General features: G+C 43.5%; 12 protein-coding genes. 11 read left to right on the forward strand and 1 reads right to left on the reverse strand.

The window, feature by feature from the left end; all coding sequences use genetic code 11:
* Positions 1-142: 142 nt before the first annotated feature.
* The 10 genes from J5M87_RS04225 to J5M87_RS04270 all read left to right on the forward strand — a co-directional run bounded on the left by J5M87_RS04225 (position 143) and on the right by J5M87_RS04270 (position 9,349).
* Positions 143-916 (forward strand): dihydroorotate dehydrogenase electron transfer subunit, encoded by a 774-nt coding sequence (locus J5M87_RS04225; protein ID WP_154608651.1) that lies wholly within the window; start codon positions 143-145, stop codon positions 914-916.
* A 14-nt stretch (positions 917-930) separates the two neighbouring features.
* Entirely contained in the window at positions 931-1,881 is a 951-nt protein-coding gene (locus J5M87_RS04230; protein WP_154608650.1) for a dihydroorotate dehydrogenase, read from the forward strand.
* A gap of 186 nt (positions 1,882-2,067) precedes the next feature.
* Positions 2,068-2,763, forward strand: coding sequence for an orotidine-5'-phosphate decarboxylase (pyrF, locus tag J5M87_RS04235; RefSeq protein ID WP_154608649.1), 696 nt, complete (start codon positions 2,068-2,070; stop codon positions 2,761-2,763).
* A 27-nt stretch (positions 2,764-2,790) separates the two neighbouring features.
* Positions 2,791-3,420: an orotate phosphoribosyltransferase gene (pyrE, locus tag J5M87_RS04240; protein WP_154608648.1), complete on the forward strand. Its 630-nt coding sequence runs from the start codon at positions 2,791-2,793 to the stop codon at positions 3,418-3,420.
* Positions 3,421-3,512: 92 nt separating this feature from the next.
* Entirely contained in the window at positions 3,513-5,000 is a 1,488-nt protein-coding gene (locus tag J5M87_RS04245) for a glycosyltransferase family 39 protein (protein ID WP_160463260.1), read from the forward strand.
* The gene (locus J5M87_RS04250) at positions 4,997-5,932 is read left to right on the forward strand and encodes a glycosyltransferase family 2 protein (RefSeq protein WP_154608646.1); all 936 of its coding nucleotides are present in this window, start codon (positions 4,997-4,999) and stop codon (positions 5,930-5,932) included. The genes J5M87_RS04245 and J5M87_RS04250 overlap by 4 nt, the downstream gene beginning before the upstream one ends.
* Before the next feature lie 13 nt (positions 5,933-5,945).
* Entirely contained in the window at positions 5,946-6,941 is a 996-nt protein-coding gene (locus J5M87_RS04255; RefSeq protein ID WP_154608645.1) for a Gfo/Idh/MocA family protein, read from the forward strand.
* Complete coding sequence (locus J5M87_RS04260; RefSeq protein WP_154608644.1) at positions 6,941-7,594, forward strand: uracil-DNA glycosylase; 654 nt, start codon at positions 6,941-6,943, stop codon at positions 7,592-7,594. The genes J5M87_RS04255 and J5M87_RS04260 overlap by 1 nt, the downstream gene beginning before the upstream one ends.
* An 8-nt stretch (positions 7,595-7,602) precedes the next feature.
* Positions 7,603-8,067, forward strand: coding sequence for an NUDIX hydrolase (locus J5M87_RS04265; protein ID WP_154608643.1), 465 nt, complete (start codon positions 7,603-7,605; stop codon positions 8,065-8,067).
* 10 nt (positions 8,068-8,077) lie between these two features.
* Positions 8,078-9,349 carry a dihydroorotase gene (locus J5M87_RS04270; protein ID WP_154608642.1) on the forward strand — a complete coding sequence of 424 codons (1,272 nt, stop codon included), beginning with the start codon at positions 8,078-8,080 and terminating at the stop codon, positions 9,347-9,349.
* A 26-nt stretch (positions 9,350-9,375) separates the two neighbouring features.
* Here the strand turns inward: J5M87_RS04270 and plsY are convergent, their stop codons facing one another.
* Complete coding sequence (plsY, locus tag J5M87_RS04275; RefSeq protein WP_154608641.1) at positions 9,376-10,020, reverse strand: glycerol-3-phosphate 1-O-acyltransferase PlsY; 645 nt, start codon at positions 10,018-10,020, stop codon at positions 9,376-9,378.
* Between the two features lie 148 nt (positions 10,021-10,168).
* On the opposite strand from plsY, the gene parE reads away from it, so the two are divergent.
* The gene (gene parE / locus J5M87_RS04280) at positions 10,169-12,112 is read left to right on the forward strand and encodes a DNA topoisomerase IV subunit B (RefSeq protein WP_160463261.1); all 1,944 of its coding nucleotides are present in this window, start codon (positions 10,169-10,171) and stop codon (positions 12,110-12,112) included.
* Positions 12,113-12,171: the final 59 nt, after the last annotated feature.

Consider the following 12,171-nt stretch of genomic DNA (forward strand, 5'->3'; position numbering starts at 1 on the left):
AGAGACGAGCGATTTTAGGCAGGTAGCGCGCATGATTCACAAAGATGTGAGAAGGAGGGGGCTACTAGAGTTGGAATTGCAAAGGCTCATTCTTTTCGTGTAACCTTGCCTCGTGGCAAGGTTATTTTTTGTAGGAGGAAGTATGATTCTAAAAGAGATGATGACCGTTGTTCGTCAAGATTGCTTGGCCCCGAAAATATTTTCTCTCATTCTAAAAGGAGAAATGGTGAGAGAGATGAAGCCTGGTCAATTTCTTCATTTGCGGGTACCAGATCAGGCCATGCTTCTCCGACGTCCCATTTCGATTTCAGAAATTGATGTTGATCGGCAAGAAGCCCGTTTGATTTATCGGGTGGAAGGTCAGGGCACCGCTGTTTTTTCTCAGATGCAGGCAGGCGATGAGATTGATGTCATGGGGCCACTTGGAAATGGCTTTTCTCTTGATCATCTAGAATCAGGCCAAACCATTCTCGTTATCGGAGGTGGCATTGGTGTTCCTCCCTTGGTGGAACTTGCCAAACAAGCTCATCAAAGAGGAGTCAAGGTGGTTTCTGTAATTGGGTTTGCTGATCGTCAGGCGGTCATTTTAGAAGAGGAATTGCAACGCTACGGTCAAGTATTTGTCACGACGGATAATGGTAGCTATGGTCAAAAAGGCTATGTTTCGACAATCGTTGATGACTTGTCCCAAGCGTTTGATGCAGTTTATGCCTGCGGAGCGCCGGCTATGATGACCTATGTGGACCAGCGTTTTGAAGATCATCCGCATGCCTATCTCTCTCTTGAGGCTCGTATGGCCTGTGGAATGGGAGCTTGCTACGCCTGTGTAGTTCGTCCTAAAGGTGGCAAGGAACATGAAAATAAGCGTGTCTGTAAGGAAGGTCCCGTCTTTCCAACAGGTAGTCTTGTATTGTGAGAAAGGAGCATGAGATGACAGAAAATCGTTTGAAAATCTCCCTACCAGGACTTGACTTGAAAAATCCGATTATCCCAGCTTCAGGCTGTTTTGGTTTCGGTCAGGAATACGCAGACTATTTTGATTTGAATCGCCTTGGCTCCATTATGATTAAGGCGACGACCCAAGCACCTCGCTATGGCAATCCAACGCCACGAGTGGCTGAAACCCCGTCTGGGATGCTCAATGCCATTGGTCTACAAAATCCCGGTGTCGATGCAGTTCTTGCAGAGAAATTACCCTGGCTGGCACAGCATTTTCCAGATCTTCCCATTATCGCAAATGTCGCCGGCTTCTCCAATGAAGAATATGCCTATGTGGCTGGAAAAATTTCCCAAGCTAAGAATGTAAAAGCAATCGAACTAAATATTTCCTGTCCCAATGTAGATCACGGCAATCATGGTCTCTTGATTGGTCAGGTGCCAGAATTAGCCTATGAAGCGGTGAAAGCTGCGGTGGCAACCTCCAGCGTGCCTGTCTATGTCAAATTGACTCCTAGTGTGGCAGATATTAGCTTACTGGCAAAAGCAGCAGAAGATGCAGGAGCAAGTGGCTTGACCATGATTAACACCCTAGTGGGGATGCGGTTTAATCTAAAAACTCGCAAGCCAATTATTGCCAATGGGACAGGCGGTATGTCAGGCCCTGCGGTCTTTCCTGTTGCACTAAAGCTGATTCGTCAAGTGGCTCAAGTAACGGATCTTCCTATTATTGGCATGGGCGGGATTGATTCTGCTGAAAAAGCGATTGAGATGATGATTGCGGGCGCTTCAGCCATTGGTGTTGGGACAGCCAATTTTACTGATCCCTTTGCTTGTCCAAGCATTATCGAGGATTTGCCAAGGGAAATGGACAAATATGGTATCACAAGCTTGGAAGACTTGCGCCGTGACATTCGTCAGGAATTGCGTTCTTCGTTAGGATAGCGGTTGACAATCGCCAGATGAATTAGTACAATGTGTGTAGTAGAATGCAAACAGTAAACATCCGATAAAACCCTTTAACTCAGTCCAGAGAGGCTAGAAAGGTATTCATGGAAAACTAGGGTCTACCCTTCTTTTCGTGCAACCTTGTCTCATCTGGCAAGGTTCTTTTTGTAGAGAGGAAAGAATATGAGAGAAAAACGTCCCGTGATTGCTCTTGATTTTCCAGCTTTTGATCAGGTCAAAGCCTTTTTAGCCCTTTTTCCCAGTGATGAAAGTCTGTATGTCAAGGTCGGCATGGAATTATATTATGCGGCTGGTCCAGAAATAATCCGTTATATCAAGAATTTGGGGCATAGCATTTTCCTAGATTTGAAACTGCATGATATCCCAAATACCGTCGAATCAGCTATGCGGGTTCTAGCAGATTTGGAAGTTGATATGACAAATGTGCATGCGGCTGGTGGTGTCGAAATGATGAAAGCAGCTAAGCGTGGCTTGGGGGAATCAGCCATTTTGATAGCGGTGACCCAGTTGACTTCGACTTCTGAAGAGCAGATGCAAGCAGACCAAAATATCCAAAGCAGTTTACAAGAATCAGTCTTACATTATGCTCAAAAGACCTATGAAGCTGGTCTAGACGGTGTGGTATGTTCGGCTCAGGAAGCGGCAGCTATCAAGCAAGTGACCTCTGAAGACTTTGTTTGTTTGACCCCAGGAATTCGTCCGAAGGGTGCAGCAGTCGGAGACCAAAAGCGAGTAGTCAGTCCAGCAGATGCCTATCGGATTGGGAGTGACTATATCGTTGTCGGTCGTCCGATTACGCAGGCAATAGACCCTGTTCAAGCCTACCGCACTATTTATAAAGAATGGAATCAACTATAGAATACAGGAATCAAAAAGGAGTACATGATGACATTATCAAGAGAAATTGCAGCACACTTGCTCGATATTAAGGCCGTATATTTGCAACCAGAAGAACCATTTACTTGGGCATCTGGCATTAAATCACCGATTTACACAGACAATCGGATTACCCTTTCTTATCCAGATACTCGTAGCTTGATTGAAAATGGTTTTGTTGAAAAAATCAAAGAAGAATTTCCTGAAGTAGAAGTGATTGCAGGAACTGCAACTGCAGGAATTCCTCATGGAGCGATTATTGCAGACCGAATGAACTTGCCATTTGCTTATATTCGTAGCAAACCAAAAGACCACGGAGCAGGCAATCAGGTAGAAGGTCGCATCGTGAAAGGGCAAAAGATGGTCGTGATTGAAGACCTGATTTCGACTGGCGGTTCTGTACTTGATGCAGTAGCAGCAGCAGAGCGTGAGGGTGCAGATGTCTTAGGTGTGGTCGCTATTTTCACCTATGAATTGCCAAAGGCGGATGCTAATTTTGAGCAAGCAGGTGTGAAATTGGTGACCTTATCGAACTATACTGAGCTGATCAAGGTAGCCAAGGTACAGGGGTACATCAATGCGGACGGTTTGACCTTGCTGAAGAAATTTAAGGAAAACCAAGAAACGTGGCAGGATTAGTTTTGTTTTTAAACATTGTGGAGCTGGACAGTTTATCAGCTCCCTTTTTGTAACAATAGAAATCTTTTATCGAAAATGCTATAATGAGCAGTATGTATCAGTTATTTTTTAAGTGTCTGCAAAAAATAATGTGGCTTCTGCTTCTGTTTTGGCTAGCGGTTGTGGTCAAGCATTTACTAGCTCTGCCTTGGATTGGGATTGGTCTTACTGTCATTATTGGCCTTCTCTATCTTGTCAAAAAAGAGCTGCTGGGTAGGGCTTATGCCTATGCCATGTGTCATAAAAAAGTCTTGTTGACCCTTGCGCTGCTGTTTCAAATTGCGGTAGTGTTATCTGCCAATCTGCTGGTCAGGCGAGATGCTGCGGTAGTCATCACAGGGGCTTTACATCTGATAGAAGAGCAATCAATCTCCAATTATCTGACACGGAATCCTAATAATCTGGCCCTGTTTTTATATGCCAGAGGACTTTATCATCTGTTTGGACAGGCTACTATTTGGCTACTCCAAGTTTTAGGAATCCTTTATATGAACGGGACGGCTTATATTCTGTACCGAGTTGGTCGTGATTTCTCTAGTCAGCGAGTTGCAGATATGGTCTTTAGTCTCTACCTAGTCTTGCTTGGCTTTTCGCCCTATGTCATTCAAACCTATACAGATATTACATCCCTTCCATTTTTGGCAGCTCAGCTCTACCTAATGGTAGCGCTGTTAAAAGAGGAGGAGAAAGGTACTCAACGCTTGTGTTTGTTGGGCTTGGTGACTGCGCTTGCGAGCGTTCTTCGTCCTACTGCCTTGGTGATTGTGATTGCCTTTGGTATGGTCTTGTTTTTGAAAGGAAACTGGCAACGGTTTATCCATGCGATGGCTGTCTTGGGTTGTAGTTTTGGGCTAATCTTTGGCAGCTTGAGCTATGGAATGAATCAGCAGAAAGAAGTAAAGATTGTCCATGATGAAACCTTGGCAAAGGGACTGACAACCTTTATCAATCTAGGTTTAACCTACTCTGGGACGGACCAAGAAGATATGAAAAAAGGCTTATTGCAGTATATTGCTCCAGAACGCAGAAGCAACTACAATAATGGCATGTTTGCCCAAGCAAATGAACTCAAAGAAATCAAACGTCGCCTCCATGCCTATACCCCTATTTCTTTCATAGGTCATTTAGGTTACAAGCTGGAAAACACCCTGTATGACGGCGCCTTGAATTGGTTGTATACCAAGCCTGAAGATGAGAAAACGCCCTTGATTTCACCACTCTATATCTATACAAAAGACAATGCGGTTGCAGAAGTTATTCGTCAGTCAGTCATTGAGTATGACGGGAAGTATTATGCTGCTTACAAAGCGATAAAACAAGTTGTTTGGGTCGTGACCGTTATTGGCTTATTTGGGGTGGTGTGGCGCTATCGGTCAGATGATGCCATGAATTTTTTAAGTTTGAGTCTTTTTGGTGGTATGTTATTTCTCATGATATTCGAGGGCGGAAAGACACGGTATTTATTACAGTTTTTCCCACAGATTGTATTGCTATCAAGCCTTGGCTTAACAAGGATGTTTCAAAAGGAAAGGAAAATATGATTTCAGTCATTGTTCCCTGCTTCAATGAAGAAGAAGCAATTCCGATTTTTTATCAGGAAATGGAGAGAATCCGACAGCAAATGGCGGAAGATTTTGAGTACCTTTTTATCAATGATGGTTCTACAGATCAGACCTTAGAGGTGTTGCGTGATTTGGCCAGTCAAGATATGGCAGTTCAATACCTTTCTTTTTCAAGAAATTTTGGCAAGGAAGCGGCACTTTATGCAGGTCTCAAAGAAGCAAGGGGAGATTTGGTCACGGTTATGGATGTAGACTTGCAAGATCCGCCAGAATTACTGATTGAAATGAAGGCTATGCTAGACATCAATGCTGATTTGGATTGTGTTGGAACACGCCGTGTGACCCGTGCTGGTGAACCTCCAATTCGTAGCGTATTTGCGACTCTATTCTACAAAATAATGAACAAAATCAGCCAGGTAGAAGTAGTGGACGGAGCCCGTGATTTTCGTTTGATGCGCCGTCACATGGTAGATGGAATCTTAGAGGTATCCGAGTACAATCGCTTTTCAAAAGGAATTTTTGCCTGGGTTGGTTTTGAAACGAAGTATCTGCCCTATGAAAATGTCGAACGTGTAGCTGGTGAAACCAGTTGGTCTTTCTGGAAACTCTTGTCTTACTCGATTGAGGGGATTATCAATTTCTCAGAAGTTCCACTCAATATCGCTTCTTATTTGGGATTTTTGACCTTTCTCTTTTCTCTTTTGATGATGGTAGTGATTGTCGTTAAAACCTTGGTATTCGGCGATCCGACTATCGGTTGGCCGTCAACAATTTGTATCATTTTATTTTTAGGTGGTTTGCAGCTAATGACCATTGGAATTTTAGGGAAATATGTCTCAAAGGTCTTTCTAGAAACCAAGAAACGTCCGATTTATTTAGTCAAAGAAAGAAGCAAGAAAAAGGAAGTGTGAGAAAGGAGAAATGATGAGTGAAAAATCATTAAAGTGGGCAACGCTGGGAACAGGTGTGATTGCGCATGAACTTGCTCAAGCGTTGCAAGGATTGGGTGGAAATCTTTATTCTGTCGCCAATCGTACCTATGAAAAAGGATTAGCCTTTGCAGACCAATATGGCATACAAAAAGTCTACCGTGAGATTGATGAAGTTTTTGCAGATGACGAAGTGGATATTATCTATATTTCAACACCTCATAATACGCATATCAACTTTCTGCGCAAGGCTTTAGCAGCAGGGAAGCACGTTTTATGTGAAAAATCTATTACCTTAAATAGTGCTGAATTGGAAGAAGCGATTCAGCTTGCAGAAGAAAAGGGGCTTGTATTAGCCGAGGCAATGACCATTTACCACATGCCCATTTATCGCCAGTTGAAAGATGTGGTGGATTCAGGGAAACTTGGTCCACTCAAAATGATTCAGATGAATTTTGGTAGCTACAAAGATTATGACATGACCAATCGGTTTTTCAATCGAGAACTAGCAGGTGGAGCCTTATTAGACATCGGTGTCTATGCCCTATCATTTGTGAGATGGTTTATGTCTTCTTGTCCTCAGAATATCCTTTCTCAAGTACAATTTGCTCCGACAGGTGTTGATGAACAGGTAGGAATCTTGTTGACCAATCAAGAAGGGGAAATGGCAACCATTAGCTTGAGTCTTCATGCTAAACAGCCAAAAAGGGGAATGCTAGCTTATGACAAGGCCTATATTGAACTCTATGAATATCCAAGAGGTCAAAAAGCAGTCATCACCTATACAGAAGATGGCCATCAGGAAGTGATTGAAACAGGGGATACAAAAGATGCCCTTCGTTATGAAGTTCTTGATATGGAGCGAGCGGTAGCAGGCAATGATAATCAGATGTATCTAGCTTATAGTCGTGATGTTATGGAGATGATGACAAAGTTACGTAGCGACTGGGGCTTAACCTACCCAGAAGAAGAGGAAGAAAGAGGCAGTTAATGGAACATTCGGCCTGGCATGATTTAATTAAACAGCAACTCCCTAAAGGCTATTTTGGAAAAATCAATCACTTTTTGGATTCTGTCTACGGACAAGGAGTAGTGTATCCACCGAGGGAAAAAGTCTTTAATGCTATTCAGACAACAGCCTTAGAAGATGTAAAAGTGGTTATCTTGGGGCAAGATCCCTATCATGGTCCTAAGCAGGCACAGGGCTTGAGCTTTTCTGTACCCAATGATTTACCTGCCCCTCCGTCTTTGCAAAATATCTTAAAAGAACTGGCAGATGATGTGGGTGAAAAAATTCAGCACGATTTAACACCCTGGGCAGAACAAGGTGTCTTGCTGCTCAATGCTAGTTTGACGGTTCCTGCTGGACAGGCCAATGGCCATGCTGGACAAATTTGGGAGTCGTTTACGGATGCCATTATCAAGGTGGTCAATCAAAAAGAAAGCCCAGTTGTCTTTATTCTTTGGGGATCTTATGCCCGTAAGAAAAAATCTTTAGTGACCAATCCTCAGCATTTTGTTATTGAATCAGCTCATCCCAGTCCCTTGTCTGCTTATCGTGGCTTTTTTGGCAGCAAGCCCTTTTCACGAACCAATCACTTTTTAGAAAACAAGGGACTAACGCCAATTAACTGGCTTTTGTAGGAGGAAAGATGGTAAAATTAGCGACAATTTGTTATCTCGACAACGGAAAAGAATTGCTCATGTTGCACCGCAACAAAAAAGAAAATGATGTCCATGCCGGCAAATGGATTGGCGTTGGGGGTAAGTTAGAAGCGGGCGAAACTCCGCAGGAATGCGCTGTGAGAGAAATTTTTGAAGAAACAGGTTTGCATGCAAAGCCCGTCTTAAAGGGGATTATTACCTTTCCAGAATTTACGCCAGACCATGATTGGTATACCTATGTCTTTAAGGCAACAGAGTTTGAGGGTGAGTTGAGGGATTGTGACGAAGGAACGCTTGAATGGGTCCCTTACGAGGAAGTGTTAGATAAACCGACCTGGGAGGGTGATCACACCTTTGTTTCTTGGTTACTGGATGACAAACAATTCTTTTCTGCTAAATTTAGCTACAAGGGTGATGAACTGGTAGACAGTCAGGTAGATTTTTATGAATAAAGGAGTAGACATGTTACTTATCAAAAATGGTCGTGTGATGGACCCTAAAACAGGATTTGATCAGGTGTGTGATGTCTTGGTTAAAGACAAGAAAATCGTGCAAATTGCAAAGAATATTGACGCAGAAGCAACCCGTGTTGTAGATGCGACAGGTATGGTTGTAGCTCCTGGTTTGATTGATATTCATGTGCATTTTAGAGAGCCAGGGCAGACACACAAGGAAGATATTCATACAGGAGCCCTGTCTGCAGCTGCTGGTGGCTTTACACGAGTGGTCATGATGGCCAATACCAGCCCAACTATTTCAACGGTAGAAACCTTGGAAGAAGTCTTACAATCAGCCAAACGAGAAGCCATTCATATTCATTCGGTGGCGACCATTACGGAGAATTTTGATGGGCAACACTTGACGGATTTTGAGGGCTTATTGAAAGCAGGGGCAGCAGGATTCTCAGATGATGGCATTCCCTTGACCAGTAGTCGCGTGGTCCGTGAGGCTCTGGAAAAGGCGAAAAAATTAGGGACCTTTATCAGTCTTCATGAAGAAGATCCAGAATTAAATGGTATTTTAGGGCTTAATGAAGAAATTGCCCGCAAGCATTTTCATATCTGTGGTGCAACAGGTGTAGCAGAGTATAGCATGGTGGCGCGTGATGTCATGATTGCCTATGCCACTAAAGCACCTGTCCACATTCAACATTTGTCCAAGGAAGAAAGTGTCAAGGTAGTCGAATTTGCCCAGCAATTAGGGGCGCAAGTCACGGCAGAAGTAGCACCGCAGCATTTTTCTAAAACGGAAAGCCTACTCTTGACTCAAGGCAGCAATGCCAAGATGAATCCGCCTTTACGCTTGGAATCAGACCGCTTGGCAGTCATTGAGGGATTGAAATCAGGAGTTATCTCCATTATCGCAACTGATCATGCCCCTCATCATAAGGACGAGAAAAACGTAGCAGATATTACCCAAGCACCGTCTGGCATGACTGGCCTAGAAACCTCCCTATCGCTTGGTTTGACCTATTTGGTTCAGGCAGGTCATTTGACCTTGATGGAGTTATTGGAAAAAATGACAGTGAATCCTGCTAAGCTCTACCAGTTTGATGCAGGGTATTTGTCAGAAAATGGTCCAGCAGACATTACGATTTTCGCTCCAGATGCGGAACGAACCGTTGCGCCTGATTTTCAATCTAAGGCTAGCAATTCGCCATTTGTCGGTGAAGAGTTGGTAGGTCAGGTCTGCTACACGATTTGCGATGGTGAGATTGTCTATGAGGTAGACTAGAAAAGAAAAATCTAAGGAAAATATCCTTAGATTTTTTGGTTTTGTTTGGTTAGATTCAATCCCCAAGGGACGAGATTTTCTTCTTTTTTGAGAATGCGCTCGATATTTTCTTTGTGTCGGACAATGACAAAGCTTCCTAAAAAGAGAATAACGAGGGTAAAGACGAGGTCATAGCTGGGAATGAGAAAGCCAATACTTGGAAATAGCAGAGCTCCGACCATACCGAGGAGGGCGCCGATGACACTTGATAAGGATACCATTGACGTTAGGTAAAGCGTAACCGCAAAAACGAGAATGAGGTAGAGGCAAAAGAGGGGAGCAAATCCCATGAGCATACCTGCGGATGTTGCAACAGCCTTGCCCCCCTTAAATTGAGCAAAGAGTGGAAAGGTATGTCCTAGCACAGCCACCAAGCCAAATATAACAGGAGACACTCCTTCAGCATGAAGCAAGATGGGCAGAAGGACAGCTAAGGTCCCTTTTAAAAAGTCTACAATAAAGACCGAAATGCCAGCTTGTTTGCCCAGAACACGGAAGGTATTGGTCGTTCCGATATTTCCCGAGCCATACTCGCGGATGTTTTTATGGAAAAAAATCTGCCCAATCCACAAACCAGAAGGGATTGAACCTAATAAGTAAGCAATCAATAAAAGTACTATCGTTTTCATCATACTTCTATTATACCATGAAAAGTCCCAAATCTTTATTTGATAAGCCAAAATATCGTATGGAAAATGTGACAGCGGAAAGCTGTCACTATTTGCAAAAATAGGAAAAAACCTGTAATATAATAAGGATGAACAACACAGGAGGTTCCTTGTGGCAAAAAAGGAAATCAATATTAACAATTACAATGATGATGCGATTCAGGTGTTGGAAGGGCTGGATGCAGTTCGGAAACGTCCTGGGATGTATATCGGATCAACCGATGGAGCAGGACTGCATCATTTGGTCTGGGAAATTGTGGACAATGCAGTCGATGAAGCCTTATCTGGATTCGGTGACAAGATTGATGTCACCATTCATAAAGACGGTAGCCTGAGTGTATCGGATCATGGGCGTGGTATGCCAGTTGGGATGCACGCCATGGGGATTCCGACAGTAGAGGTTATTTTTACAGTGCTTCATGCCGGAGGTAAATTCGGTCAGGGTGGTTATAAGACTTCAGGAGGCTTACATGGTGTAGGCTCTTCTGTAGTGAATGCCCTATCTAGTTGGCTTGAAGTCGAAATTACACGTGACGGAGCTGTGTATCGCCAGCGTTTTGAAAATGGTGGTAAACCGGTAACAGGACTAGAAAAGGTTGGGACAGCTCCCAAGTCTAAGTCTGGCACTAAGGTTCGTTTTATGCCAGATAGCAGTATTTTTTCAACGACTGATTTCAAGTACAATACCATTGCGGAGCGGTTAAACGAGTCAGCCTTTCTCTTGAAACAAGTAACCTTGACCCTGCTTGATGAGCGAACGGGTGAAGAAAGCCAATTCCACTATGAAAATGGCGTGCAGGATTTCGTTAGTTATCTGAATGAAGACAAGGAAACCTTGACACCTGTTCTGTATTTCGATGGGGAAGAGAGTGGATTCCAAGTTGAAGTGGCGCTTCAGTATAATGATGGCTATTCAGATAATATTCTTTCCTTTGTCAATAACGTTCGTACCAAAGACGGTGGAACGCATGAGACAGGTCTCAAATCGGCGATTACAAAGGCCATGAATGACTATGCTAGAAAAACAGGTCTTCTCAAGGAAAAGGACAAAAACTTGGAAGGATCCGATTATCGTGAAGGTTTGGCAGCTATTCTATCTATCTTGGTACCTGAGGAGCATTTGCAGTTTGAAGGACAAACCAAGGACAAGTTAGGCAGTCCCCTTGCTCGTCCAGCGGTTGATAGTATCGTATCTGAAAAATTGACCTTCTTTCTTTTGGAAAATGGCGAATTAGCTTCTAATCTCATTCGCAAGGCCATTCGGGCAAGAGATGCGAGAGAGGCAGCACGCAAAGCCCGCGATGAAAGCCGAAATGGCAAGAAAAACAAGAAAGATAAGGGCCTCTTATCAGGAAAATTAACTCCCGCCCAGTCCAAAAATGCAGCCAAAAACGAACTTTATCTGGTCGAGGGAGATTCAGCCGGCGGATCTGCCAAACAAGGACGAGATCGCAAATTTCAAGCTATTCTGCCCCTTCGAGGAAAGGTTATCAATACCGCCAAGGCTAAGATGGCAGATATTCTCAAAAATGAAGAAATCAATACCATGATTTATACCATTGGAGCTGGTGTTGGTTCGGACTTTAATCTAGAAGATGCCAATTATGACAAAATTATCATTATGACCGATGCGGATACAGACGGTGCCCACATTCAGACCCTCCTCTTAACCTTTTTCTACCGCTATATGCGTCCCTTAGTGGAGGCTGGTAAGGTCTATATTGCACTGCCGCCTCTTTACAAGATGAGTAAGGGAAAAGGTAAGCAGGAAAAAATCGCCTATGCGTGGTCAGATAATGAACTCGAGCAACTCCGTAAGGATTTTGGTAAGGGTGCAAACTTACAGCGCTACAAAGGACTTGGGGAAATGAATGCGGATCAACTTTGGGAAACTACCATGAATCCTGCTACCCGTACGTTGATTCGTGTGACCATTGAAGATTTAGCGCGAGCAGAACGTCGTGTATCTGTCCTTATGGGAGATAAGGTCGAACCTCGCCGCAAATGGATTGAAGATAACGTTCGATTTACCTTGGAAGAAGCGACGATTTTTTAATGAAAAGATTACTTACAACTTATCAACAAGTAGAGACAAGAAAATAAGTGTGGAGTGGT

Origin of the sequence: Streptococcus sp. zg-86, assembly GCF_017639855.1 — a bacterium.
In the GTDB taxonomy this organism is placed as follows: Bacteria; Bacillota; Bacilli; order Lactobacillales; family Streptococcaceae; genus Streptococcus; species Streptococcus zhangguiae.